This is a genomic window from Actinoallomurus bryophytorum, assembly GCF_006716425.1.
Taxonomy (GTDB): Bacteria; Actinomycetota; Actinomycetes; order Streptosporangiales; family Streptosporangiaceae; genus Actinoallomurus; species Actinoallomurus bryophytorum.
This window is the reverse complement of record NZ_VFOZ01000001.1, coordinates 3,056,276-3,080,482: the sequence shown is the minus strand read 5'-3', so window position 1 is coordinate 3,080,482 and position 24,207 is coordinate 3,056,276. Positions and strand designations below refer to the sequence as shown.

The following is a 24,207-nucleotide window of genomic DNA, read 5'->3' as shown; positions in this document are numbered from 1 at the left end:
GCGATTCCCTATGTGCCCACTCGTCACTAGTCTTGCGGGATCGCATGATTCGTATTCAGGGGAGCCGAACGATGGCTGACACGGGGTTGCAGTGCCCGAAGTGCTCTGGCGAGTGGGACACGCACGAGCGTAATGGCGTTGTCATCGAAGAATGCGCGGGGTGTCAGGGCGTCTTTCTCGACCGCGGTGAGCTGGAGCTGCTCATCGATGCCGAGAGTGAGTACCTCGCCAAGATCGACCCGCCCAGTGACGCGGACACGACCTATCACGGCAAGCACCGCAGGGGGATCATTCACCAGGTCTTCACATCGGCCGAGTAGCCGCTCTGGAGGCTTTCGGCCTCCCATAGATCACGATAGGGCCCGGCCTTATCGACGAGCTCGTCGTGTGATCCACGCTGAGCCACCTTTCCGCGATCGAGGACCACGATCTCGTCCGCGGCCGCCAGCGGAGCCAGCCGGTGCGTCACGAGGACGACCGTGCGCCCGTCGCCGAGCAGGTCGGTGACGAGCCGGTCGGCGGTCGTGAGATCGAGGCCCTCGGCCGGCTCGTCGAGCAGCAGCACGGGCGGGTCGGCGAGCAGCGCGCGGGCGAGCAGCAGCCGCTGCCGCTGACCGCCGGACAACCGGTCGCCCGTGATCGGGGTGTCCCAGCCGGCCGGCAGCGCCGTGATCCAGCCGAGCAGCCCGGCCCGGCGGGCCGCGGCGGCCAGGTCGGCGGTCGTGGCGTCCGGCCGTGCGAGCGCGAGGTTCGCACGTACCGACGCGGCGAACACATGTGCGTCCTGCGTCAGCCCGCGTACGGCCGCGCGCACGTCGGCCGGGTCGTAGTCCTCCTGCGGAGCACCCGCCAGCAGCACCGTCCCGTCGGTCGCGACCTCACCGGACAGCACGGCCAGCAGAGTGCTCTTCCCGGCGCCGCTCGCCCCGACGATCGCGACCTTGCGCCCGGCCGGGATCCGCAGGTCGACCCCGTCGAGCGCGACCGTCTCCCCGTACGCCACCCGTACCCCCACCAGCTCGATCCCCGGCCGCGCGCCGAGCGCCGGCGACCCCGAGTCGGCCTCGGGCGGAGCGGAGGCCAGCAGGCCGGTGACGCGGCGGACGGCGGGCCGCAGCTCGATGAGACGGCGTGCCGCCTCGGCGACCGGCAGCACCGACTCGACCGCGACGAGCGCGGTCAGCGAGAGCACGGTGACCAGCACGCCGTCCGCGCCCTGGCGTTGCGCCGTCCACAGCACGGCGAGGGCGGTGAGGCCCTGCACCGCCGTACCCAAGGCGTTCACCGACGCTTCCACCACGGTGGCCCGGCGCTCGAGCCGTTCGAGGCGCGCGGCGGCCGCGTCGGCCCGTGCGACGAAACGCCCGGTCGCCCCGAAGGCCGCCAGGTCGGCCGCGCCCCGTGCCACGTCGAGGCCGTGTACGGCGAGGTCGGAGCGGGCGCCCGCCGACCGCCGCGCGCCCGAACGCGAGGCGACGGCCGCCACGGCGGGCAGACCCGCGCCGGCGAGCAGGATCCCGGCCGCGAGCACGGCGCCGGCCGCGGGCAGGAGCACGACGCTCAGGCCGATCGCGCTCAGTGCGACGGCCCAGGCCACCGCCGCGGGCAGCAGGCAGCGCAGCAGCAGGTCCTGTACGCCCTCCACGTCGGCGACCATCCGCTGGACCAGGTCCGCGTCCCTCAGGGCCTTTCTCGAAGCCCCCTGTCCTCTCGGGACAGGGCCTGGACCCACCGGGCCGGTCCGCGCCGGTGACGAATGAGGGTCCATCGATCGCCGCAGTGCCTCGTACACCCGTACCCGCAGACCGGCGAGGACCCCGAGCGCGGCGTCGTGGCCGCTGAGCCGCTCGGCGTACCGCAGGCCGCCGCGGAACAGCGCGAAGCCCCGTACGCCCACGATCGCCAGGGCCAGCGCCGACAGCGGCGGATGCTGCCCGGCACGCGCGATGAGCCAGGCGGCGGCGGCGATCAGCCCGACCGCGCACAGTTCACCGCCGGTCCCGGCGGCCACGGCCCAGAACAGGCCGGTCAGGTGCCGTCTCCCGATCATGCCGGCACCTCACGTGGCGCCAGGTGCACGACGCGGTCGGCCAGAGAAAGGAGCGCCGGGCGGTGCGCGACCAGCAGCGCCGTGCGCCCTTCCAGAAGCCGCCCGGCGGCCTCGGCCACCAGCGCCTCGCCATGCAGGTCGAGGCGGGCGGTGGGCTCGTCCATCACCACGATCGGCGCGTCCATGAGGTAGGCGCGGGCGATCGCGATGCGTTGCCGCTGGCCCATGGACAGGCCGAGCCCGCGTTCGCCCAGCTCGGTGGCGTACCCCTTCGGGAGCGCGGTGACGAAACCGTGTGCCGCGGCCGCCTCGGCGGCCTCGCGCACCTCGTCGTCGCTCGCGTCCGGGCGGCCGAGGCGGATGTTGTCGGCGACCGTCCCGGCGAACAGGTGCGGCCGCTGCGGCACGTACGCGACCCGCCGCCGCCACGCGGCCAGGTCGAGCCCGGACAGGTCCACACCGTCGATGAGGATCCGCCCGGTCTCGACCTCGACGAAGCCGAGCACGGCCCGCAGCAGGGTGCTCTTGCCGGCCCCGCTCGGCCCGGCCAGCGCCACGCGTTCGCCGGGCCCCACCGACAGGCGGAACCCGTCCAGGGCGGGCGCGGGTTCGTCCGGGTATCGCACGACGATCCCCTGGACCTCGATCCGGCACGTCGTGCCGGGACCCGGCCGCGGGACCTTCGTGACATCGCCATCGAGGACGGCGTTCACCTGGTCGAGTACGGCGCGGCCCTCGGCGGCGGCGTGGAAGCGCGTGCCCAGGGCGCGTAGCGGAAGGTAGGCCTCCGGGGCGAGCAGCAGGACGAGCAGCGCCACGCGCAGGTCGATGGAGCCCGACAGCAGCCGCAGCCCGGCGGGCACCGCGACCAGCGCGACGGACAGCGAGGCCACGATCTCCAGCACGAACGAGGACAGGAACGCGATCCGCAGCGTGCGCACCGTCGCCCGCCGGTGCGCTTCGGCCATCGCGCCCACGACCTCGGCCTGCGCCCTGTCCCTGCCGTACGCGCGAAGGGTCGGCAGGCCGGCGACGACGTCGAGGAAGTGCCCGCCGAGCCGGTGCAGCAGCCCCCACTGACGTTCGGTGGCCTGTTTCGTGTGCCGGCCGACGAGCGCGCCGAACACCGGGATCAGCGGCAGTGTCACGGCGATGATCAGCGCCGACGGCCAGTCCGCCACCGCCAGCCGGGCGAGCACGGCGAGGGGGACCACGGCGGCGGCGTACCGCTGGGGCAGGTACCCCGCGTAGTACGGATCCAGGGCGTCCAGGCCGCGGCCCAGCAACGTGACGTCGGCCCCGCGCTCCAGCAGCCGCCCGCGAAGTACGCGCTTGCTCCGCGCGGCGGTCCACCCGGACACCGTGCCCTGGCCCAGGGCGAGGGCCGCGCGGCCGAGAAGGACGGCGGCCAGCGGGAGCAGCAGGGCGCTCCCGGACAGGACGCGGGACAGCAGGTCGGCCTGGGCCACCACGAGCACGCCCTGGGCGAGCGCGAGCAGCGCGTACGGCGTACGCGCGGTCACAGGTACGACGGCCCCTCGACCCGGCCGCGGAAGGTCCACCAGACCCATGCCTGCGCGGCGACCAGCAGCGGCACCATCGCCCCGGCGACGACGATCGTCAGGGACGCGTCCTCCCCGACGGTGGCGTCCGGGATGTTCCCCGCGGCGAGCAGCGGCGCGACCACAATGGCGAGCGCACAGGCCGCCAGCGCGGCGGCGTACCTCCCTGTGCCGATCGCGAGCCAGGTCAGCACCAGCAGGACGGCGAGTCCGGCGGCGAAGGGCACGGTACGCCCGAGGTGGTCGGTCCCGGCACCGACCGCGCACGGCACGCCGGCCACGAGCGCGACGGGCACGAGCCGGCGCGCCAGGAGACGCGGCACAGCCGACCCGAGCCGCAGCGCCGCGAAGACCGCGCCGTACAGCGCGAACAGGCTGCACGTCGTGACCGCGAACAGGGGCACCCCTTCGCCCATCAGCAGACCGACCGCCACGCCCCAGGAGGCGGCCACCGCCCAGCTCCCGGCAACGGTCGCGGCGTCCCAGCACCGGCGCCAGCCGGACTCGTCGCGCCGTCCCCGCAGCCACAGGCCCATGTCGCGGACGATCCAGCCGACGATCAGTACGACGAGGGCGCCCCAGGTCCGGCCGAACACCTTGTCCTCCAGGCCGGGGAACAGCGACGTCAGCAGGCCGCCCGTGGCGACCAGCCACACCTCGTTGCCGAGGAAGAACGGCGCGATGGTCGCGAGGGTCAGCCTCCGGTCGCGGCCGAGGAAGGGCAGCAGCATGCCGACGCCGATGTCGGCGCCCCCGAGGACGAAGTAGCCGATGGTGAAGAAGCCCAGCAGGGCGTACGCGAGGGTGTCCACGGAAGTAGCTCCGGAGTCAGTCAGAGGGAGGGAACGGGCTCGAGGCTCGGGATGGGCTCCGTGCGTCCGAGCGCGACCTCGTCCGGGCCCTGTCGCGCGTACCGCCGCAGGAGCGCGATGTTCACGAGCGCCAGGACGGCGAACAGCGAGGTGATGCCGGTGAACGCGGCCAGCATCGCGCCCTGGCTCATCGGCCGTACGGCGTCCTCGGTGCGCAGCACGCCTTTGATCAGCCAGGGCTGCCGGTCGCCCTCACGGAAGATCCAGCCGGCCAGCATCGCGAAGTAGGGGAACGGGAGCGTCATCATCACGACGCGGTGGAACACCCGGCCGCGCAGCAGCCATCGGGTGAACGGCAGCTTGATCAGCGCCATGGCCGCGACGAGGAACATCCACAGCCAGGCCATCATCATCAGGGTCTCCATGGTCCCGCTGAGCGCGGACGTCCTGCCGCCGCCGATGCGGTCGATGTAGGCGAACTGCACGATGCCGAACACGATCGAGGGAACGATCGCCAGGACGACGGAGATCAGGCCGATCCGCAGAGAGCGCCGGAAGAACTCCAGGTCGACCACCTGACCACGGCGCGCCCCTCGCAGGTGCCAGGAGCTGACTGCGGCCACGAAGAAGCCGGCGACCAGAAAGGCCCCGGAGACGACGTGGCCGAGCGGCAGCAGCGCGGCCGGGTTGGTGAACAGCTTCGCGGCGCTGTCGATCCGCAGCTCGTCACCGACCCGGACGAACCCGACGGGGCGCCGCAGGAAGCCGTTCGCGACCAGGATGAAGTACGCCGAGGCGTACGCGGTCAGCGTCACGACCCAGATCAGCGCGAGGTGCGCGTAGCGGTTCAGCCGGTCCCAGCCGAAGATCCACAGACCGAGGAAGGTCGCCTCGATGAAGAAGGCGACCAGGGTCTCCATGGCGAGCGGAGCGCCGAAGACGTCTCTGGCGTGGTCGGTCAGGCCCGGCCAGTTCAGCCCGAACTGGAACTCCATCATCAGCCCGGTGACGATGCCGACCGCGTAGTTGATCACGTAGAGCTGACCCCAGAAGCGCACCATCCGCATGTGGACCGCGCTGCCGGTCACGACCGCGCGCGTCTGCATGATCGCGACCAGCGCGGCGAGGCCCAGCGTCAGGGAGACGAACAGGAAGTGCGTCCCCGCGGTGATGGCGAACAACAGCCGGGCGAGCGGCAGCGTGCTCAACGGGGGCCTCCAGGCGGGGGCGTTCGGGACGGCCACACGGATGGCCGGCTGTGCCTCCACCCAACCGGAGACGGCGATGATCACGCGTCCGGCTGGGTGCTACACAGGCACTACATCTTCAGACGCAGTGCCCGTCGGCGGCGTACTGCGGGAAGCGTAGGCGCGTCAGCCGAGCCAGCCGGGCCGCACCATCCCCGACTCGTAGGCGAGGACGACGAGCTGCGCGCGGTCGCGCGCGCCGAGCTTGGTCAGCACCCGGCTGACGTGCGTCTTCGCGGTCGCCGGGCTGACCACGAGCCGGGTCGCGATCTCGTCGTTGGACATGCCCGCGGCGACCAGCGCCATGACCTCGCGCTCGCGCTCGGTCAGGGACTTCAGATCTTTGGAGGGCGGCGGCAGCTTGATCCGCATGGCGAACTCCGCGATCAGGCGGCGCGTCACCGAGGGTGCGAGCAGCGCGTCGCCGCGTGCGGTGACCCGCACGCCGTGGATCAGCTCGACCGGATCGGTGTCCTTGACGAGAAACCCGCTGGCCCCGGCCTTGAGCGCGGTGTAGACGTAGTCATCGAGGTCGAACGTGGTCAGGATCACGACCTTGACGTCGGACAGCGCCTTGTTCGCGACGATCCGGCGGGTCGCCTCCAGCCCGTCGAGCACCGGCATGCGGATGTCCATCAGGACGACGTCGGGCCGTGTGGCCGCCGCCATGTGCACCGCCTCGGCCCCGTCACCGGCCTCCGCCACGACGCTGATGTCGTCCTCGCCGTCGAGAATCGACCGGAAGCCGGCGCGTACGAGCCTCTGGTCATCGGCGAGCATGACCCGTATGGGGGAGTCCACGGTCCTCATCATCACATCGCGGCGGTCATTCGGACATGACAGTCCGCAACGGGAGCGAGGCGCGCACGAGGAAACCGCCGCCGGGACGCGGGCCGGCGGCCAGCGTGCCGCCGAGAGTCGCCGCCCGTTCGCGCATGCCGCGGATCCCGTTGCCGTCGGAGGTCTCGGCGCCGGCCCCGTCGTCGCCGACCTCGACGACCACGTGGTCGGGGTTGTAGCGCACGAGCACGGTCGCGGTGGCCGGGCCCGCGTGCCGGACGGCGTTGGTGAGCGCCTCCTGGACGATGCGGTAGGCGGCGAGGTCCACCGGCGCGGGCAGGTCCGCCCGGTCACCGGAGACGGTGAACCGCACCGGCAGCCCGGCGTCATTGGTCCGCGTTATGAGCTCGTCGAGGTGGTCGAGCGAGGGGGCCGGGCTGAGCGGCTGGGCCTCGTCGACCTGCCGGAGCACGCCGAGCGTGGCGCGCAGCTCCCGCAGCGTCTCCTTGCTGGCGTCCTTGATCGCACCCAGCGCCGCGTAGGCCTGGTCGGGCTGGCGGCGATGAAGGGCGGCCCCGGCCTGCACGTTGATCAGCGAGATCTTGTGCGCGAGCACGTCGTGCAGTTCGCGGGCGATGCGCAGGCGTTCTTCGGTGGCACGCCGCCGGAACTCCTCCTCGCGCGTGCGCTCGGCCTCGTCGGCACGCCGTTTGGACTCCCCGAGGTAGGCCCGGTGGTAGCGGCTGACCTCACCGGCGAACAGGACCACGAGCACCCAGGCCAGCACGCCCGCGAAGCGGTCCGCGTCGGTCGGGCCGACCAGGAACTCGGCCCAGCCGAACACCGCCAGCCCGGCGGCCGAGCCGGTGTACGCGGCGAGTCGCTGCCCGCGCGCCGCCGCGAGGAAGGAGGCGATCGCGAATGTGATCATCTCGGGCCCGTCCGGGAAGGGGCCGATGTAGTAGAACGCCGTCGAGATGGCCGCCACGTTGACCGCCGGGACCGGAAACCGGCGCTGTGCGGCGAGCGCGGCGGCACCCAGCGCGATCATCGCGTAGGCCTTGATGTCGGCCACGTGAAGACCGCGCGTGTGGAAGACGGTGCCGGCGAACACCACCACGCCGACGATCACGCCGAGCGCCAGATCGCTGCGCCTCCCGAGCCTGCTCACCCTGAAAAGGTAAACCACGCGTGCGAAGGCTGCCGTGACGCAGGGAACCGACCCTGTTGCGACCTGTGATGGATGGGCAGGTATTAATAGTTAGGGGTGACCGATATTCGGGGGCGGTCGTCGTGGCCGTCAGAAGGAGATCGGTGATGGCTGCTACGCCCAGACCGCTGGCCGAAGTCGCGCGGGGGATGGATGACCGGCTCGGCCTCGCGGGCTTCTTGAAGAAGGCGTTGAAGAAGGCCTTTCCGGATCACTGGACGTTCATGCTCGGCGAGATCGCCATGTACTCGTTCGTGATCATCATCGCGACCGGCATCTTCCTGACGTTCTTCTACACGCCCAGCATGGGCGATGTTGTCTACAACGGGTCCTATCTGCCGCTACGGGGCGTAAGGATGAGCGAGGCGTACGAGTCGAGCCTGCGCATCAGCTTCGACGTACGCGGCGGGCTGCTGGTCCGGCAGATCCACCACTGGGCCACGATCGTGTTCCTGGCCGCGATCGTCGCGCACATGCTGCGCAACTTCTTCACCGGCGCCTTCCGCAAGCCGCGCGAGCTGAACTGGCTGATCGGCGTCGTGCTGTTCATGCTGGTCATGCTCAACGGGCTGTTCGGCTACTCGCTGCCGGACGACCTGCTGTCCGGCGCCGGCATCCGCATCCTCGAAGGCGTCCTGCTCGCGATCCCGATCGTCGGGTCCTACCTGTCGATGTTCGTGTTCGGCGGGACCTTCCCGGGCGATGAGATCATCCCGCGGCTGTTCACGATCCACGTCCTGCTGATCCCGGGCATCCTGCTCGCCCTCATCCCGCTGCACGCGGTCGTCCTCACCTGGCACCATACCCACACCCAGTTCCCCGGCAAGGGCCGCAGCGACCACGTCGTCGTGGGCAAGCCGTTCTGGCCGTCCTTCATCCTCAAGACGCTGGCGTTCCAGATGTGGGTCTTCGCGGGGATCGTCCTGCTGTCGACCTTCTTCCAGATCAACCCGATCTGGCTGTTCGGCCCGTACAACCCGGGAAGCATCAGCGCCGGGTCGCAGCCCGACTGGTACATGGGCTGGCTCGAGGGCTCGTTGCGCATCATGCCGGCCTGGGAGATCGACGCGTTCGGTTACAGCATCCCGATGAGCGTGCTGATCCCGGCACTCGTGGTCCCTGGGCTGATCTTCACCGCACTCGCGGTCTACCCGTTCCTCGAACGCTGGGCGACGGGCGACTACGAGGTCCACCACCAGCTCGACCGGCCGCGCGACGTGCCCGCGCGCGTGGGCCTCGGGGTGGCCGGCTCGACGTTCTACGGCATCCTGTGGCTGGCCGGCGGCAACGACATCATGGCCAAGACGTTCCACATCCCGCTGTTCGGGACGACCTGGTTCTTCCGGGGTGCGATCATCCTCGGGCCGGTCATCGCGTACGAGATCGCCCGGCGGATGGCCCTCGCCCTGCAGCGCCGCGACCGCGCGATCCTCGAGCACGGTGTCGAGACCGGCGAGATCGTACGGCAGCCCTCCGGCGCGTACGCGGAGAAGGAACGCCCGGCCGACGACGAGGAGGAGGCGGTGCTGCGCAGCCGTCGCCTGCCCCACGAGCTGCCCGCCCTGCTGCCGGACGGCGACGGCGTGGAGCCCAAGAGTGCCCGCAGCCCGGCGGCACGGTTCCGCCACCGTCTCAACCGGCTGTACACGGCCGACGTCCTGCCATTGCCCGACGGCGAGCACGAGGAGGAGCACCCGGCGGTCGAGCAGAAGAAATCCTGACCTGCCAACCGCGGCCCCGGTACGCGCGTCTCCACTACAAGATCAACAACCGGAGGAGTACTCGGTGCATCTTGTGGGGACGCGTATCGCGATCGCCGTCGGGCTGGGACTCACCCTCGCCGGCCCCTCCGCCTTAGCGGCCACGCCGGACTGGCGCAGGGTGGCGCACCCGGCGGCGGAGGCGACGCTCATGGACGTCGCCGCGCTGGGCGGTACGGACGCCTGGTCGGTCGGGACGCGGCAGCCGCCGGGCGAGTCGCCCCGTCCTCTCGCCGAGCACTGGGACGGCACGTCCTGGACCGAGGTTCCGGTGCCCGCCACGCCCACCGGCGGGGGAGAGCTCGACGGGGTCAGCGCCGTGTCCGCGAACGACGTCTGGGCGGTGGGCGACAGCAGCGGTCAGGGGCCGGTCATCCGGCACTGGGACGGCACGTCCTGGACCGCGGTCCCGCCCGCGTCGCCGCCGGGGACGCAGCATCCCGGCGCCGATCGCCTGAACGACCTGGCGGCACTACCGACGGGGCAGGCCTGGGCCGTCGGGCGGTTCAGCGACTGGGACGCCCCCAGCGCGGTGACGCTGATCGAGGGCTGGGACGGGAAGAGCTGGTCCCGCATGACGACGCCGAGCCCCGGCCGCTACGACAACACGCTGAACGGCGTCGCGGCCGTGTCCGCCACGGACGCCTGGGCGGTCGGCTGGTACTCGGGCGACCAGGGCAACGTCGCGCTGGCCCTCCACTGGAACGGGCGGGCCTGGACCCAGAGCCCGATGAAGCCGCCGCCCGGCAACACCCAGCTGCAGGGCGTCACCGCCGTGTCCGCCGGCGACGTGTGGGCGGTGGGGGCGAACGAGGGCCGGCCGCTCGTCATGCACTGGGACGGCGTCCGCTGGCGTACGCTCTCCCCGCCCTCGGTGCCCTCGTCCTGGCTGCAGACGGTCTCTACGGACGGCCGCGGTGGAGTCTGGGCGGCGGGATACCAGATGACCGACGACGGCACGGTGAGCAGGCCGCTGTTCCTGCACTGGGACGGCAGCCGCTGGACCACCGGCACCAGCGAGGAGGCCGAAGGCGTCGTCTACGGCCTTGCGGCCTCGGGCTCCTCGATCTGGGCCGTGGGGACGACGTCGCCGTGTACGTGCTTCGTCGCACCGCCCCTGGTCGAGCTCGCGGGGTCAGGCCAAAGCCGCGTCCAGCGCCCGGTGGAAGGTCGGGAAGGCGTAGATCATATGCCGTAGGCGCTCGACCGGGACCTGGCCGTGCACCGCCACCGAGAGCGCGCCGAGGATCTCCCCGCCCATCGGCCCGGCCGACGTACCGCCGACGAGCCGCCCGTCGCTCTCGATCAGCTTCACGAAGCCCTTCGCGCGGTGGATCCAGCCGCGGGTGACGTTGGCGATGTCGACGGAGTACACGCGGACGTCGAGTCCCTGCTCGCGTGCCTGCTGCTCGGTGAGGCCGACGGCGCCGATCTCCGGATCGGTGAAGGTGACGCGCGGCAGCGCGCTGTAGTCGGCCGGGGGGCCGTCCTCGCCGAGGATGTCGCGCGCGGCGATGCGGGCCTGGTAGACCGCGACGTGGGTGAAAGCGCCCTTACCGGTCACGTCGCCCACGGCCCACAGCCCGTCGCCGGCGCGCAGCCGGTCGTCGACCTCGACGAACCTCGCGTCGTCGTCCAGGCCGACGGTCCCGAGCCCGAGGTCGCCGAGGTTCGTATGGCGCCCGATGGCGACGAGAAGCCGCTCGGCGCGGTATTCGTCGTTGACGACGAAGCCGTCCTCGTAGCGGACCGTCTTCGCCCGCGTACCGCAAATGACCTTGATGCCCTCGGCCTCGAAGGTGGTGCGGAGCAGTTCGCTCGACTCCGGCTCCTCCTGGTGGAGCAGCCGGGGAGCGGACTCGACGATCGTCACCTGGGTGCCGAACCGGGCGAACACCTGGGCCAGCTCGACACCGACGGCCCCACCGCCCAGCACGATCATCGACTCCGGCAGCTCCTTGGCCTCGATGGCCTCCCGGTTCGTCCAGTACGGGGTGCCCTCCAGCCCGTCGATCGGCGGGATCGCCGGCGCCGTACCGGTGCCGATCACCACGGCGCGGGCGGCGCGGTAGACCTCGTCGCCGACGGTCACCTCCCGGGGCCCGGTGATCCGGCCCTTGCCGCGTACGAGGTGGCCTCCCTTGGCGGTGAACCGGTCGACGGCACCCTGGTCGTCCCAGCCGGCCGTGACCTCTTTGACCCGCTCGGCCACCGGGGCCCAGCTCGGCTCGATGGTCGCCTCACCGGCCAGGCTCGGAATGCGCCGCCCTTCGGCCAGCGCGTCGGCGGCGCGGACCATCGCCTTACTCGGGATGCAGCCCCAGTACGGGCACTCGCCCCCGACCAGGCGGTTCTCAACGCCGACAACGTTCAGCCCGGCCGCCGCCAGACTGCCCGCGACCTCTTCTCCACCCGGGCCCATTCCGATCACTACAACGTCAACGTCCATAAGGCCGATCATTCCCTGTCTCGTCAGTTCGCGACACTTTGGCCTATGGCCCGCTCGTACAGGCGCCGTACGTCGTCGTCGAAGTAAGCGCTGTAGGAGACCGCGTCGACGAGACCACCGAGCTGGTACCCGCCGATCACCCCGACCACCTCGCCTCGCTTGGTCTTGGGGTCGTAGTGGGTGAGCCAGGGACTGCCGCTCGTGCCGGGCGGGTACCCGTTGCAGGCGAAGCGCATCTGGTACTTCAGCTCCTGGGTGGTCCTGTTAATGCAGGTGACGGGCTCCCCGGAGCTGGTCGGGTACCCGGTGACGCGGACGATGTTGCCGAACCCCTGGTTGATGCCGAGCAGGTTGGAGCCGAGCACGTCCGCGATGTTCCTGCCGTCGCGCGGCTCGAGGACGGCGAACCCGACGTCGAGATCGGGATCGGAGTCCTTGGCCCAACCCTCGTCCACGAACTGCGCCTTGACCTTCCAGATCCCGTACGGCGCGGCGCCGTTGCGGTAGCCGGGGACGAAGACGAGATCCCTCAGATAACCGCCGCCGCCACCGGCGTGCACACAGTGGGCCGCGGTGATGATCAGATTGCGTCCCGGACTGTCGACGGCGCTGGCCGTACAGAAGTGGTCGCCCTTGGTGTCGTGGGAGAACAGGGCACCGACGCGCTTACCGAACGTCGCAGGCTCCGCGGTCGGCGTGCCGCTCGGGGGATGGGCCCTCAGGAAGCGCTCCCGGCTCCAGGAGGTCGCGTTGCTCACCGGCCGCGGCAGCCCTGAGCCGGCGCACCCGCCGCACAGCGCGGCGACCAGCCCGACCGCCACCATGACCCTGCGCATCGCGACCCTCCTCCGCGGTTTCTTCCCGTGGGAAATAACTCGGCAAACTACGGATTGCCTGAGTGTCGTCCGGCGTTGATGCTGTTCTGATGCAAAGACTCGTCGACCCCGTGCGGTACGGCGTGGAGGGACAGCCTCACGACCTGTGGGCTGAGCTGCGCCTTTCTCCGCCGACTTGGTGCTCAGTTGAGAACTATCCGCCGTTCTGGGCGGTGACACGGCACGCCGACGTACGCGCGGTTTCTGTGGCCCCGCACCTGTTCAGCTCGCAGACCGAGGTGGTGGCGAGGCCCCTGGACCCGCCGCTCGGGTCGATCGCGCCCTCGATCCTGGGTACCGACCCGCCCGAGCACCGGGACTACCGGAACCTGACGCTGCCCTACTTCAAGCCGCGAGCCCTCCGGCCGCTGGCCGCGCGCATCCGTGAGATCACCCGGGCGCTGCTGGACACCGCGCCGTCTTCTTTGGATTTCGTCGCGGACTTCGCGGCCTGGCACCCCCTGCGGATGCTGTGCGAGCTCCTGGGCGTCCCGGACGAGGACGTCGTGCTGGAGATGACGAACGGCCTGATCGGCAGCGCGGACCCGGAGTTCGCCGGCTCCCGCCGCTTCGGCCCGTATTTGCGCGCCCTGATCGCCGACCGCCGCGCGCAACCCCGTGATGACCTGTCGTCCCTGATCGCCAACTCGCCGCTTTCCGACCGCGCCGCGGTCACGTACCTAATGATCATCGCGGTGGCGGGCCATGACACGACGCGGAGCGCTCTGGCCGGCGGCATGCTGGCGTTGATCTCCAACCCGTCGCAGCTTGCGCTGCTTAGGTCACGCCCGGACCTGTACGAGAGCGCCGCCAACGAGATCGTCCGTTATACGTCACCGGTGGTCCACTTCTTGCGGATGGCTGTGGAGGACTGCGAGCTGGGCGGCCGGCAGATCCGAGCCGGCGACCGGCTGATGCTCTTCTACCCGTCGGCCAACCGTGACTCGGCCGTCTTCGAGGACCCGTACGCCTTCCGCGTCGACCGCGACCCGAACCCCCACCTGGGCTGGGGCGTCGGCGAGCATTACTGCCTGGGCGCCAACCTGGCCCGCCTGGAGATCCGCATCCTGCTGGAGGAACTCATCCCCCGCCTGGAGTCGGTAGAACTGACCGGCGACCCGGAGTGGATGGCCAGCAACGTCGTGTGCGGCGTGAAACACCTGCCGATCAGCTGGCAGCTGTCGCGTAAAGGGTGAGCGTGAGGGATTTCGGCAGATGCGTTGCTTCGTCGTAGCCGCCGAGGAACTCCTGGTGCCGTCAGCAGGACCCCTCCTGGGTTCCGCGCGCACAACACCCCCCATCACCGAAACCGTTTCCCGTGTAGAGGGTGGTCACCGCCTCGTGTGAACCAGAGCGCGGCGGGCTCCCTGCCTGGTGGAGTAACGAAGAGTCGATCTCCTGTTATATACGTCTATCTTTGGACTTATATGACTGGCGCAGGGGGAACACTGGTGGCGATCAACGTGTACATGAGCGGTGATCAGGCTGAGCAGGAGCTTCGATCTCTGTTTGCCTGGCTGCAGCAGGAATCGAGCGTGCGGCGCCAAGCCCTGCTGTCCCTCGAATCAACTCCGCCCGCGGCCGGTGAGATGGGCGGAGTGCTGGAGGGTATTAAGGTCGTCGCGGATGAGGGCTTCCAGGCGGCTAACTTCGCCATCGCCTATGCGTCTTGGCGTGCCACCCGTAGCAAGCGGCCAAAGGTAACCATCAAGCAGGCGGGGATTGAGATCACCCTCGATGATGCAGACCCCGAAACGGTCGAGAAGATCGTTACCGCGCTTAAGCGCGATGCGCCGTGAAGCTGCCGGAAGCTACAAAGTCACGTGCCGTGCTTGTCGGCACTAGCCATCACGAGTTCTTGCCCGCCCTGCCCGCCGTGGTCAACAATCTCACGGCGCTGCGCGAAGCTCTATGCAGTCAAGATATCTGGGGCCTGCCTCCGCAGTACTGCGCGACAGTGTGCGATCCCACCGATAGCACTCAGATGCTTGACCCAGTGCGGAACGCTTCCCGCGAGGCCACGGATACGCTCATCCTATATTTTGCCGGACACGGGCTCACCAACCAGAGGGGAGAACTTTATCTCTCCCTGTGTAAATCGGAAGAGCAGAAACCTTATAGTGCTGTCAAATACGAAGACGTTCGCGATCAGTTGGTCGACAGTAGAGCGACTCGCCGTATCGTAATTCTGGACTGCTGCTTCAGTGGCCTTGCTCTTGGATCGATGGCAGGCGAGATTTCTGCGGTAGTTAATGAAGCTAGTATCGAAGGAACTTATATTCTCGCTGCTGCTCCAGAAAATCGGATAGCGCTTGCCCGTCCTGGTGAGGAGTACACGGCATTCACCGGTGAGTTGTTGAACGTTGTCCAGGGTGGCTTGGCAGGAAAACCCGAGCTGCTTACTCTAGACACAATCTTCAACCATGTTCGTGACGTGATGTGCGAGAAGAGTCTGCCCGTTCCGCAAAAACGAGACCGAAACACGGCCGGGCAACTCACATTGGTGAAGAATCGAGCCTCTCGCAGGGAAAGACATGGGCCGGGCTACGGGAGCTTCAGTGGGATCGCGGCCGGTACTGTCTTTCCAAGTCGGCATGACCTGCACAAGGCTGGAATCCATCGACCCCTGCAGGCCGGAATCTGCGGGACCGCCGATCAGGGCGGTGCCGAGTCCATCGTAGTTTCTGGCGGATATAAAGACGACAAGGACTACGGGGATGTGATCATTTATACGGGGCACGGTGGTCGAGACCCTAATACCGGTGCCCAGATTAAAGATCAAGATCCTACCGACCCTGGAAATGCGGCTCTGCTTCGCAACATCCTGACAGGGGTTCCGGTTAGAGTTATACGCGGCGCTAGTGGCGATCCAAAATATTCTCCCCCAAGCGGATATAGCTACGATGGCCTTTTCTCTGTCGAGCAGTACTGGTCTACACCTGGCATTGACGGTCCTCGAATCCTCCAATTCCGGCTAGAGCAAATTGACGACGAATCCACGAGTGCTCGCGAAGGCCCGCAGGCGAGGACCGGGCAGCCACAGTCGAACCGGCGCGGGGGTCCAGCCCCCAATCAATGGGAGCGCGTCGCTAGCGGTGTATACCGAGATCGGCGCATCTCGGAGCGCGTAATTGAAGCACACGACTCCGAATGCCAAATATGCGGAACCTTCCTTGAGGCTCCAGGTGGTAGGCGTTACGCGCGGGCGGTCCATATTCGTGGACTGAGTGTTCCCCATGAAGGGCCGGACGTTCCGGAGAACATCCTGTGCCTATGTCCGAATCACTCGGTGCTATTCGAGCTTGGCTCGTTTACCATGAATGACGATCTTGAAATCATCGACGAGGTAAGCAAAGAAATCGTCGGCGACTTGCGTACGAATAAAAAACACCGAGTGGGTGTGGACTACATTCGGTATCACAGAAACCTCTACCGCTTCTGAGTCCGGTCACCTGCCATCCAGCGGGTTGGTGGTGGGGGATGACTCCCCCAGAAGTGCCTGGAGTGCGACCACCTCGTGTGCGGCCCTTGGCCTCGTGGCCTTCGCGTGGGCATGGCGATGTCGCGTGCTTCGGCAAGGAGTTGGAGGCGTCGGCAGCATGCTGGCCTGCGGAAACTCTGGTGGAGCGGGGATGTGGCGGGTTATGGTGACTTGCCCGGTCGTCGAGACGTGGGTCCCCTGTTCGGTCTGCTGTGCTGCGCCTCGTATGTGCGGTGAGTGGTGTGAGGCCGACTCCTCCGAGCCATCCGATGCCGACACTTGCAGTCATCTCACGATCGTCGTCGTACGCTCCGGCGGCGCGTCGTTGATATCCGGAGCGCCGGCCTGGAACGGGAGGCCACGTCGATGGGATCCGCACACGCCGCGTGCCGGTCGTTCGGCCGGCTGCTGGGTGGGTGCGCCGAGATCCCCACGGTGATGCCGGGTCTGTCCCACCCCGGCGACTCCCTACCGGTTCGCGCTCTCGGTTCGGGTGCGTTGTACGTCGTCGTCGGAGGTGGCGCGGAGCTCGCCTGACCACATCCCCTGGAGTCAGTGTGACTTGGAAGATCAACATCAATACAGACGTCGGCGACGGGTATGGGCAGTGGCGGCTCGGGGTCGACGAGGAGATTCTCTCGCTTGTGCCGACTGTCAACATCGCCTGTGGCTTCCACGCCGGTGACCCGCGCATTATGCACCGGGTCACGGCCCGGGCCGTGGAGTTGGGGGTCGACGTCGGAGCTCATGTCTCGTTGCCCGATCTGCGCGGGTTCGGGCGGCGGCCGATGGAGATCGATCCGGGTGACCTGCGTGATGACGTGTTGTATCAGGTCGGTTCGCTGGACGCGTTCGTGCGGGCCGAAGGCGGTGCAATGCGGCACGTCAAGCCGCATGGCGCGCTGTACACCATGTGCGGCAAACGGGTGGACTATGCGCAGGCGCTGCTCGAGGCGGTCGCCAAGTATGACGACGAGCTGATCGTCATCACCGGACCGGGGTGGCCGCAGCGGCTTGCCGCGGACTACGGGCTCACCGTCGTGGGCGAGGGCTACATCGACCTGGACTACCGGCCCGACGGCTACCCCGAGGCCGAGGAAACGCGACGGCCCCGCGACCCCGAAGACGTCGCACTCCGCGCCCTCCGGATCGTCAAGGAGCACACCGCCAAGGCGCTCGACGGCTCCGCGATCGAGGTCGTGACGCCGACGTTGTGCCTGCACGGCGACAGAAGCGTGATCCGGCACGTACGCGAGCGTCTCGCCGAAGAGGACGTTGACGTCGTCGGTCTCAGCTCGGCGCTGGCGGCGGCGTGAACGCGCACCGGATCGCCGCGATCCCCGGTGATGGCATCGGCAAGGAGGTGTTGCCAGCGGCACAAAGGGTGCTGGACGAGGCCGCCTCGCGGCACGGCTTCGCCTTGAGCTGGTGTGAGCTGCCGTGGGGCTGCGCGTGGTACGCGGAGCACGGCACGATGATGCCGCCGGACGGCATCGACCGGCTGGGTGAGACGGACGCGATCTTCCTCGGGGCGGTCGGCTGGCCCGGTGTCCCCGACCATGTCTCGCTGTGGGGGCTGCTCATCCCGATTCGGCGGGCGTTCAACCAGTACGTCAACCTCCGTCCGGCGCGGCTGTTGCCCGGTCTGGCCAGTCCGCTGCGCGAATGCGGCCGGTTCGACGTCGCCATCGTCCGGGAGAACACCGAAGGGGAGTACTCCGAGGTCGGCGGGAGGTTCGCCACGCCTGCCGGTGACGTTGCCGTACAGGAGTCGATCTTCACCCGGCGCGGTTGCGAGCGGGTGCTGCGGTACGCCTTCGACCTGGCACGTGCCCGCGGTGGCCGGCTGGTCTCGGCGACCAAGTCCAACGGGCTTGTGCACACGATGCCGTTCTGGGACGAGGTCACCGCCGAGGTCGCGAACGGCCACCCCGACGTGGAGTGGCGGCGGATGCACGTCGACGCGCTGGCCGCGCGGTTCATCACCCATCCCGAGGACCTCGACGTCGTCGTCGGCTCGAACCTGTTCGGCGACATCCTCAGCGACGTCGCCGCGGCGGTCTCCGGGTCGCTCGGCGTCGCTCCTTCGGCCAATCTCGACCCCACCGGTGAGAACCCCTCGATGTTCGAGCCGGTCCACGGCTCGGCCCCCGACATCGCCGGCCGCGGCGTGGCCAACCCGATCGCGCAGATCTGGTGTGGCGCGATGATGCTGGAGCACCTCGGGCATCCGGCGGCGGCGGCCGACGTACTCGCCGCAATCGAGAGGGTCACGGCCGAGCCGGCACTGCACACCCGCGACCTTGGCGGTACGGCGAGCACCGAGGAGGCGACTTCGGCCGTGATCGCGGCACTGCCGGCGCGGTGACGCGCGTTCAGTACGTCGCCGTCAGGAAGCCGCTGAGCGACGCGTCCGGTACCGGTCGGCCGTAGGAGGCGGCGACGTCGGCCAGTTCGTGCACCTCGGTCCGCCAGCCGTTCCGGTCGAGCCAATCCGCGGTGTCCTCGCCCAGGCCGCCCTTCCACAGCGTCGCGTACTCCGTGATGCCCGTACGGTCTCCCGAGGCGATGGTCGAGGCGGCGTTGTTCCGCTCGAAGGAGACCCGGCTGCCGGGCGCGGACAGTGAGCCGACCCGTGTCAGAAGGAGCGAGGCCTCCGAGGCCGTCAGGTAGACGAGGAGCCCCTCGATAAGCCACGCGGTCGGGGCGCCCGGGTCGAAGCCGGCATCGGTCAGCGTGGCGGGCCACTCCGAGCGTAGGTCCACGGGCAGTGCGGTCAGCGAGCACCGTGGAACCGCCTCCTGCCCGGCCAGCACACTCTCCTTGAAGGTCAGCACCTCGGGCAGGTCCAGCTCGTACAGGCGTACGCCCTCCGGCCACGGCAGGCGGTACGCGCGCGTGTCCAGGCCGGCGGCGAGGAGCACCACCTGGCGGCAGCCCGCGGCGCAGGCGGCGAGCAGGTAGTCGTCGTAGAAGCGTGTGCGGATGATGACATGGAAGGCGAGCCGGGCCCGCGCGGAGCCCGGTGAGACGGCTCGCCGGGTGACAGGGGCGGCGGCGGCGAATGCCGCGGCGTACGGGTCGTCGAACAGCCGGTCGGGCCGGCCGCTCTCCCATGCGCGTGCGCGTGCCACTCCGAGTGACGTGCCGCCGACGCCGCTCAGGGACGCAGAAGGTTCCATTGCGCCAGAATACATCGGTGCCGATGTATCTGCGCCGATATATCCTGCGGGACATGGACGGCGTACGGCTCCACCGGCTGGGCAAGCGGCTGATCGACCTGTCTCGTGACGTCACCACCTCCGCCGGTGACGCGTCGTTGACGTCGGCCGAGATCGCGGTGATCGAGGACGTGCTGAAGAACCCCGGTAGTCCGGTCAGTGAGATCAAGGTGCGTACGGGCTTCGCGCAGAGTCACGTGTCGGAGTCGGTCGCGCGGCTGAAGGGGCGCGGTCTGATCGAGACCTTCGCGGATCCGGCGGACAGGAGGCGGACGAGGGTACGGCTGAGCGAGACCGCTCGCAGGGCGGTGCTCGAACGGGCCGGTCGGTCGGCGGACGACGTCATCACGCGCGCGATCGCCGATCGCGGGCGGGCTGAGCGCGTAAGCGCCCTGTTGGACGAGCTCGCCGAGTTAATCCTGTAAGGCGTCAGACGGTGTCGGACGTGAGCATGGCGGGCTCGCACAGCGCCACATGGGCGCCGAACACCTCTGACGAGCTGATGCTCGAGACCAAGACCGCGTGGGCGTGGACGATGAACGCCGCGGTGAACGTGCGCCCGCGGCAGTCGCCGGTCCAGTGCCACTCGGTGGCCAGGGCGCGTACGGTCTGCAGGCCGCGGCCGCACTCGGACAGGTCGTCGGGCTCGGGGACCCGGGGCACCTTGTGGCTGCCCTCGTCGGTCAGTGCCACCGAGGCGCCATCGCGCCAGCGCTGGACTTCCAGCAGGTAGTGGCCGCCGGGCCGGGACGAGGCGGTGTGCCGCAGGGCGTTGGCGGCGAACTCGCTGACCACCAGGACCGCGTCGTCGACCCGGGGCAGGTCGGCGAGGAGGAAGCCGGTGAATTCGCGGGCTTGGCGTACGTGCGCGGCCAATCCGGGAAAGGATCGCCGCCATATGAGTACGCGATCGTCCGGATACTCCTCCATGGCGACCCTTTCTCGGTCTCCTCAGGAACCACGACCCTGGACTCGACTCTCCCCAAGCAGAGCCCAGGATCGCGGTTCCGCGAAGCGGCTCGGAGGACGGACCTCCTCGCCGCGATGTGCGGGCGACACCGGCGTGCCTCGGCGTGGTCGACGATGTCGATCACCAGACGGTCACGCCGGCCCGCCCAGCCTCTGGTTGAAACGCGATAATGAAGCGTTCCGTAGTCGCGCGATTACACTCTGACCCATAATGATGATCCAGTGCAAGTGATTCAGCGCATTATGTGAGGAAGCAATGCCGTACACCCCCACGGTCCGCGGTCGCCAGCTTGCCCGGGAGCTTCGTCACCTGCGAGAACAGGCCGGGATGACCGGCGAGCAGGCAGCGGCGAAGATGGACTGGGAGCAATCGAAAATCAGTCGTATGGAGACCGCCAAGATGCGGATCACCTCCGGTGAGGTGATGGAGCTCTGCGAGACCTACGGCATCGACGGCGGTAAGCGCGAGCAGCTCATTCAGCTCGCCCGCAGCGCCCGGCAGCGTGACTGGTGGCGTGAGTACAGCGACTACGTCAAGAAGGGCTTCATCGACTTCCTGGCCTTCGAGGCCGAGGCGCGGACCTCGCACGGATACGAGGCGCAGGTCATCCCCGGCATCCTCCAGTGCGAGGAGTACGCACGTGCCATCCTGATCGGCACGCAGCAGCGGGGCTCGGACGAGGTCGACCGTAACGTCGAGGTACGCGTCGCGCGCCAGCAGCGCGTGACCCAGTCGACGGACCCGCTGAACGTCTGGGCGGTCATCGACGAGGCGGTGCTCCACCGCGTCGGCGAACGCCCCGCGGCCATGATCGCGCAGTTGAAGCACCTGCTCGTGCTCGGCGAGCTCGGGAATGTGTCGATCCAAGTGCTCCCATACCGGGCTGGAATTCACGCCGCGATTGATGGCCCTTTTGTTCTTCTGACCTTCGACGGCTATCCGGACCTGCTATACATCGAGCACCTAGTGGGGTGTGTCTATCTGGAGAAGCCCGCCGAGACAGATCAGGGCCGCCTGATATTCGACCACCTCCGCTCGGCGGCGCTCAACACCAGCGACTCGACGGTGTTGATTCGCGAGAAAGTGAAGGAACTCTCACGATAAGAAAGGTGTTCTTAGCATGACGAACCCAGGTCATTCCCCATCGACGTGGCGCAAGAGCAGCCACAGCGGCAACGGTGGCAACTGCGTCGAGACCATGGTCACGTGGCAGAAGAGCAGCCGCAGTGGCAACGGTGGCAACTGCGTCGAAGTGGCGCGCGTCGATCGGGCCGTCGCACACGCCTGACGTGGCGTGCCATAGCGGCATGACAGCCATCTAGGGGTACGCCCCGCGCAAGGGGCGTTGCCCGGTCGAACTTCGGTGAACCTTCGATCGCAGCGCCAGGCGTCGGCGGGGCGTACCGTCCGTGCCGAGCCGCCTCCCGCCCGTACACCCGGACGAACTTCGAATCTCGACGCTCCTCCCTCATGCGTCCGCGCCCTTGACTTCGAATGCCCCTCCATATCGCATTGTGCGAATTATGTCCGTAAATAGGGGTTATGAAGATTAATAGCCGGAAGATGCCGCATTGTCCTTTGGATTATCCACAGATACTGTGGTGCGGCGGCGGACCGGCTTTGCATACGGCACAATCTCATTGCCGTCAGCTGAAGGGAGTGAGCGCGGTGGGAGCCGAGCCTCCAAGTCCTTCGCCTGAAACACCGCAACCTGGCGTGATCAGGCCCGATCTCGACCGCCTCGAGCAGGTGCTGGAGCAGCTCCAGGTCTCCTCGCTAAGAGACACCCGAGGCCGCCTGGCGACGCGCTGGCAGTGCTACAGCCTCTTCTTCACCCTTGACGGCGAGGGCGATGTCTACGCCGCCCGCACGATCTACGACCGGTTCTTCACCGTGGACGACAAGGCCGCGCTCCGCGGCGTCCTCGACGAATGGAACCGCGACACCACCGGGCTGAAGGTCTACACCGCCACCGACGACGACGGCACCGTCATCATCGTGAGCGAGGCGACGATGCACATCGGCGGTGGCGTGACCAGCGAGCAGTTCGCCGCCACCACGACCGCGTGGCTCAACGCGGCCGGGTCCTTCCATGTCTGGCTGTCCCAGCGGCTCGCACTCGCAGGCCTGCCCGGAGAGCCCGCCTGACTGAGTGGCTTAGGTGTGGGCGGGGTGGGGGGCCGGGGTGAGTGGCGGGCCGGAGTGAGTGGCGAGTTGAGGTCGGTGGCCGACCCGGGGCGAGTGGGGTGCTGGGGTTGGTGGGGGGTTGAGGTCGTGGTGGACCGGGGTGAGTGGCGGATTGAGGTCGGTGGGGGCGGGGAGCAGGTCTGGTCTGAGGGGGCGCGCTCAGGCGTCGCCGGGCGGGTGGCCTTCTCCTCTGCCCAAGGTCGTCAGGGCGTCGTCGGTGAGACGGAACACCGTCCACCCGTCCCTTGGCGCGGCGCCGAGCGACTTGTAGAAGCCGATCGAGGGGGCGTTCCAGTCGAGCACGGACCACTCCAGGCGTGCATAGCCGCGTCGTACGCACTCCTCGGCGAGTTCGGTGAGCAGCGCGCGGCCCAGGCCGCTGCCTCGATGTTCCGGCCGTACGAACAGGTCCTCCAGGTAGATCCCGTGCGTGCCACGGAACGTGGAGAAGCTCAGGAACCACAGCGTGAAACCGACGACCTCGCCGTCGACCTCGGCCACGTGACCGAACAGCGCGGGCTCCGGGCCGAACAGCGCCACGCGCAGTTGGTCGGGTGTCATCTCGAATTCGTGCGTGAGTCGTTCGTATTCGGCGAGGTCGCGCACCAGATCGACCACCGCCGTAATGTCTGTTTCCTGCACGCGGCGAATACGAGGATCCACGTGTTGACTCCCTTCGGCCTCCGTCCGCCCGGCCTGCCCCGTTGCCGGCAGGTGGCGGTCGGTCCGCGACGTTTACCTGCGCAGACTAGCCGTCGTCCCGGCATGCAGCGGCTCGTGACGACGCGCCCCGCAGCACTCGTTCCGGGTTCGGCTGCGGAAATGCGGGCGCTGGATCACAATCTCACTATGTACGAAGTGCCCTGTTCGGCATTATTTTTGGAGCGTTCCCGGACGCTGTTCCCGGACGTGAAGGAGACGGTGTGACACACGCAGTGGAGCAGGTCGGAATTCCCCGCATTCCCGTCTCGCTGCGGTGGGACGGGGCACCAGCGAGCTCGTACCGCCCGCACGACGACGGCCTCGTGATCGACGCCGGTCCGAACACGGACCTGTTCATCAACCCAGGACGTACGTCGGAGGCGCTGGACGCCCCTCGCCTCCTCGCCTGCGCCCAGGGCGACTTCCTGCTGAGCGCCCGCGTCAGGGTCGGTCTCGGCGGGCAGGACGACGCCGGCGGGCTGCTCGTGTGGCTCAACGACCGCGCGTGGGCCAAGCTCGGGCTGGAGATGTCCGCGCAGCGTGAGGCGGAGATCGTCTCTGTCGTCACGCGCGGCACCTCCGACCGTGCGAGCGGCTTCGTCGTGGACGGCGATCATGTCTGGCTCCGGATCGCACGGGTCGGCGCGGCGTACGCCCTCCACGCGTCGCTCGACGGCGAGTACTGGCGGCTGATCCGGCACTTCGCGCTCTATGCCTCCGACGCGCCGTCGTACGGCTTCTTCGCCCAGTCGCCCTCCGGCGGGGGCTGCTCGGCGACCTTCGACCGCGTCGCGTTCGAGCCGATGCGCCTGGCCCAGCTTCGCGACGGTTCCTGAGCCGCGCATGCCGTAACGCCAGGGCACAGGCATGACTATTGCCACATAAATCACCCATTTGGGGT

At 68.7% G+C, this 24,207-nt stretch carries 26 protein-coding genes; 15 read left to right on the top strand and 11 right to left on the bottom strand.

Annotation, left to right across the window (positions count from 1 at the left end; genetic code table 11):
* Window positions 1-71: 71 nt before the first annotated feature.
* Complete coding sequence (locus tag FB559_RS14205) at window positions 72-320, top strand: TFIIB-type zinc ribbon-containing protein (RefSeq protein WP_141956055.1); 249 nt, start codon at window positions 72-74, stop codon at window positions 318-320.
* On the opposite strand, the gene cydC is transcribed toward FB559_RS14205, so the two are convergent.
* From cydC to FB559_RS14175, 6 genes are all read right to left on the bottom strand, one after another.
* Window positions 293-2,050, bottom strand: a complete 1,758-nt coding sequence (cydC, locus tag FB559_RS14200; RefSeq protein WP_246121582.1) for a thiol reductant ABC exporter subunit CydC — start codon at window positions 2,048-2,050, stop codon at window positions 293-295. The two genes, FB559_RS14205 and cydC, sit on opposite strands and share 28 nt — an antisense overlap.
* Window positions 2,047-3,573: a thiol reductant ABC exporter subunit CydD gene (gene cydD / locus FB559_RS14195; protein ID WP_246121581.1), complete on the bottom strand. Its 1,527-nt coding sequence runs from the start codon at window positions 3,571-3,573 to the stop codon at window positions 2,047-2,049. Before cydD ends, cydC begins: the two co-directional genes overlap by 4 nt.
* Window positions 3,570-4,424: a cytochrome d ubiquinol oxidase subunit II gene (locus FB559_RS14190; RefSeq protein WP_141956053.1), complete on the bottom strand. Its 855-nt coding sequence runs from the start codon at window positions 4,422-4,424 to the stop codon at window positions 3,570-3,572. The genes cydD and FB559_RS14190 overlap by 4 nt, the downstream gene beginning before the upstream one ends.
* Before the next feature lie 20 nt (window positions 4,425-4,444).
* Window positions 4,445-5,632: a cytochrome ubiquinol oxidase subunit I gene (locus FB559_RS14185; RefSeq protein WP_141956052.1), complete on the bottom strand. Its 1,188-nt coding sequence runs from the start codon at window positions 5,630-5,632 to the stop codon at window positions 4,445-4,447.
* Window positions 5,633-5,797: 165 nt separating this feature from the next.
* Window positions 5,798-6,451: a response regulator gene (locus tag FB559_RS14180; RefSeq protein WP_425455114.1), complete on the bottom strand. Its 654-nt coding sequence runs from the start codon at window positions 6,449-6,451 to the stop codon at window positions 5,798-5,800.
* A gap of 46 nt (window positions 6,452-6,497) precedes the next feature.
* Window positions 6,498-7,622, bottom strand: a complete 1,125-nt coding sequence (locus FB559_RS14175) for a sensor histidine kinase (protein ID WP_246121577.1) — start codon at window positions 7,620-7,622, stop codon at window positions 6,498-6,500.
* Between the two features lie 146 nt (window positions 7,623-7,768).
* On the opposite strand from FB559_RS14175, the gene qcrB reads away from it, so the two are divergent.
* Together qcrB and FB559_RS14165 are read left to right on the top strand one after the other, a co-directional pair.
* A complete protein-coding gene (gene qcrB, locus FB559_RS14170) occupies window positions 7,769-9,382 on the top strand; it encodes a cytochrome bc1 complex cytochrome b subunit (protein WP_141956050.1) in 1,614 nt (537 codons plus the stop codon).
* Between the two features lie 64 nt (window positions 9,383-9,446).
* Window positions 9,447-10,619, top strand: a complete 1,173-nt coding sequence (locus FB559_RS14165; RefSeq protein WP_141956049.1) for a hypothetical protein — start codon at window positions 9,447-9,449, stop codon at window positions 10,617-10,619.
* Here the strand turns inward: FB559_RS14165 and FB559_RS14160 are convergent.
* On the bottom strand, window positions 10,557-11,870 hold the full coding sequence (locus FB559_RS14160; protein ID WP_221640025.1) for a dihydrolipoyl dehydrogenase family protein: 1,314 nt from the start codon (window positions 11,868-11,870) through the stop codon (window positions 10,557-10,559). The genes FB559_RS14165 and FB559_RS14160 overlap by 63 nt on opposite strands.
* A 23-nt stretch (window positions 11,871-11,893) precedes the next feature.
* Window positions 11,894-12,706, bottom strand: a complete 813-nt coding sequence (locus FB559_RS14155) for a trypsin-like serine peptidase (protein ID WP_221640024.1) — start codon at window positions 12,704-12,706, stop codon at window positions 11,894-11,896.
* A gap of 89 nt (window positions 12,707-12,795) precedes the next feature.
* Between FB559_RS14155 and FB559_RS14150 the strand changes: the two genes are divergently transcribed.
* The 6 genes from FB559_RS14150 to FB559_RS14130 all read left to right on the top strand — a co-directional run bounded on the left by FB559_RS14150 (window position 12,796) and on the right by FB559_RS14130 (window position 18,594).
* On the top strand, window positions 12,796-13,941 hold the full coding sequence (locus FB559_RS14150; RefSeq protein ID WP_141956047.1) for a cytochrome P450: 1,146 nt from the start codon (window positions 12,796-12,798) through the stop codon (window positions 13,939-13,941).
* 255 nt (window positions 13,942-14,196) lie between these two features.
* Window positions 14,197-14,544, top strand: coding sequence for an effector-associated constant component EACC1 (locus tag FB559_RS14145; RefSeq protein ID WP_141956046.1), 348 nt, complete (start codon window positions 14,197-14,199; stop codon window positions 14,542-14,544).
* Entirely contained in the window at window positions 14,541-16,187 is a 1,647-nt protein-coding gene (locus tag FB559_RS14140; protein ID WP_141956045.1) for a caspase, EACC1-associated type, read from the top strand. The genes FB559_RS14145 and FB559_RS14140 overlap by 4 nt, the downstream gene beginning before the upstream one ends.
* Before the next feature lie 405 nt (window positions 16,188-16,592).
* Complete coding sequence (locus tag FB559_RS43845) at window positions 16,593-16,763, top strand: hypothetical protein (protein ID WP_185792202.1); 171 nt, start codon at window positions 16,593-16,595, stop codon at window positions 16,761-16,763.
* Window positions 16,764-16,783: 20 nt separating this feature from the next.
* Complete coding sequence (locus FB559_RS14135) at window positions 16,784-17,542, top strand: LamB/YcsF family protein (RefSeq protein ID WP_185792201.1); 759 nt, start codon at window positions 16,784-16,786, stop codon at window positions 17,540-17,542.
* Window positions 17,539-18,594, top strand: coding sequence for a tartrate dehydrogenase (locus FB559_RS14130; RefSeq protein ID WP_141956043.1), 1,056 nt, complete (start codon window positions 17,539-17,541; stop codon window positions 18,592-18,594). Before FB559_RS14135 ends, FB559_RS14130 begins: the two co-directional genes overlap by 4 nt.
* Before the next feature lie 7 nt (window positions 18,595-18,601).
* Here FB559_RS14130 and FB559_RS14125 read toward each other — a convergent pair whose 3' ends face one another.
* Complete coding sequence (locus FB559_RS14125; protein ID WP_141956042.1) at window positions 18,602-19,408, bottom strand: SAM-dependent methyltransferase; 807 nt, start codon at window positions 19,406-19,408, stop codon at window positions 18,602-18,604.
* A 23-nt stretch (window positions 19,409-19,431) separates the two neighbouring features.
* Between FB559_RS14125 and FB559_RS14120 the strand changes: the two genes are divergently transcribed.
* Window positions 19,432-19,872: a MarR family winged helix-turn-helix transcriptional regulator gene (locus tag FB559_RS14120; protein ID WP_246122458.1), complete on the top strand. Its 441-nt coding sequence runs from the start codon at window positions 19,432-19,434 to the stop codon at window positions 19,870-19,872.
* A gap of 4 nt (window positions 19,873-19,876) precedes the next feature.
* Here the strand turns inward: FB559_RS14120 and FB559_RS14115 are convergent, their stop codons facing one another.
* Entirely contained in the window at window positions 19,877-20,377 is a 501-nt protein-coding gene (locus FB559_RS14115; protein ID WP_141956041.1) for an ATP-binding protein, read from the bottom strand.
* 295 nt (window positions 20,378-20,672) lie between these two features.
* Here FB559_RS14115 and FB559_RS14110 point away from each other — a divergent pair, with 295 nt between their 5' ends.
* The 3 genes from FB559_RS14110 (at window position 20,673) to FB559_RS14100 (ending at window position 22,565) form a co-directional block, all read left to right on the top strand.
* Window positions 20,673-21,521, top strand: a complete 849-nt coding sequence (locus tag FB559_RS14110) for a helix-turn-helix domain-containing protein (protein ID WP_141956040.1) — start codon at window positions 20,673-20,675, stop codon at window positions 21,519-21,521.
* Between the two features lie 16 nt (window positions 21,522-21,537).
* Entirely contained in the window at window positions 21,538-21,705 is a 168-nt protein-coding gene (locus FB559_RS14105) for a DUF397 domain-containing protein (protein ID WP_141956039.1), read from the top strand.
* A gap of 428 nt (window positions 21,706-22,133) precedes the next feature.
* A complete protein-coding gene (locus tag FB559_RS14100; RefSeq protein ID WP_185792200.1) occupies window positions 22,134-22,565 on the top strand; it encodes a YbjN domain-containing protein in 432 nt (143 codons plus the stop codon).
* A 198-nt stretch (window positions 22,566-22,763) separates the two neighbouring features.
* On the opposite strand, the gene FB559_RS14095 is transcribed toward FB559_RS14100, so the two are convergent.
* Window positions 22,764-23,255 carry a GNAT family N-acetyltransferase gene (locus tag FB559_RS14095; protein WP_221640406.1) on the bottom strand — a complete coding sequence of 164 codons (492 nt, stop codon included), beginning with the start codon at window positions 23,253-23,255 and terminating at the stop codon, window positions 22,764-22,766.
* On the opposite strand from FB559_RS14095, the gene FB559_RS43840 reads away from it, so the two are divergent.
* The gene (locus FB559_RS43840) at window positions 23,175-23,531 is read left to right on the top strand and encodes a hypothetical protein (RefSeq protein ID WP_185792637.1); all 357 of its coding nucleotides are present in this window, start codon (window positions 23,175-23,177) and stop codon (window positions 23,529-23,531) included. The genes FB559_RS14095 and FB559_RS43840 overlap by 81 nt on opposite strands.
* A complete protein-coding gene (locus FB559_RS14090; RefSeq protein ID WP_246121575.1) occupies window positions 23,528-24,142 on the top strand; it encodes a DUF1349 domain-containing protein in 615 nt (204 codons plus the stop codon). Before FB559_RS43840 ends, FB559_RS14090 begins: the two co-directional genes overlap by 4 nt.
* The last annotated feature ends 65 nt before the right edge of the window (window positions 24,143-24,207 follow it).

Bases quoted from the DNA above. Each gene is read 5' to 3' on its own strand.
- FB559_RS14205 (WP_141956055.1), top strand. From the start codon at position 72: ATGGCTGACACGGGGTTGCAGTGCCCGAAGTGCTCTGGCGAGTGGGAC.
- cydC (WP_246121582.1), bottom strand. From the start codon at position 2,050: ATGATCGGGAGACGGCACCTGACCGGCCTGTTCTGGGCCGTGGCCGCC.
- FB559_RS14180 (WP_425455114.1), bottom strand. From the start codon at position 6,451: ATGCTCGCCGATGACCAGAGGCTCGTACGCGCCGGCTTCCGGTCGATT.
- qcrB (WP_141956050.1), top strand. From the start codon at position 7,769: ATGGCTGCTACGCCCAGACCGCTGGCCGAAGTCGCGCGGGGGATGGAT.
- FB559_RS14160 (WP_221640025.1), bottom strand. From the start codon at position 11,870: ATGGACGTTGACGTTGTAGTGATCGGAATGGGCCCGGGTGGAGAAGAG.
- FB559_RS14155 (WP_221640024.1), bottom strand. From the start codon at position 12,706: ATGCGCAGGGTCATGGTGGCGGTCGGGCTGGTCGCCGCGCTGTGCGGC.
- FB559_RS14150 (WP_141956047.1), top strand. From the start codon at position 12,796: ATGCAAAGACTCGTCGACCCCGTGCGGTACGGCGTGGAGGGACAGCCT.
- FB559_RS43845 (WP_185792202.1), top strand. From the start codon at position 16,593: ATGGGATCCGCACACGCCGCGTGCCGGTCGTTCGGCCGGCTGCTGGGT.
- FB559_RS14125 (WP_141956042.1), bottom strand. From the start codon at position 19,408: ATGGAACCTTCTGCGTCCCTGAGCGGCGTCGGCGGCACGTCACTCGGA.
- FB559_RS14120 (WP_246122458.1), top strand. From the start codon at position 19,432: ATGTATCTGCGCCGATATATCCTGCGGGACATGGACGGCGTACGGCTC.
- FB559_RS14115 (WP_141956041.1), bottom strand. From the start codon at position 20,377: ATGGAGGAGTATCCGGACGATCGCGTACTCATATGGCGGCGATCCTTT.
- FB559_RS14110 (WP_141956040.1), top strand. From the start codon at position 20,673: ATGCCGTACACCCCCACGGTCCGCGGTCGCCAGCTTGCCCGGGAGCTT.
- FB559_RS14105 (WP_141956039.1), top strand. From the start codon at position 21,538: ATGACGAACCCAGGTCATTCCCCATCGACGTGGCGCAAGAGCAGCCAC.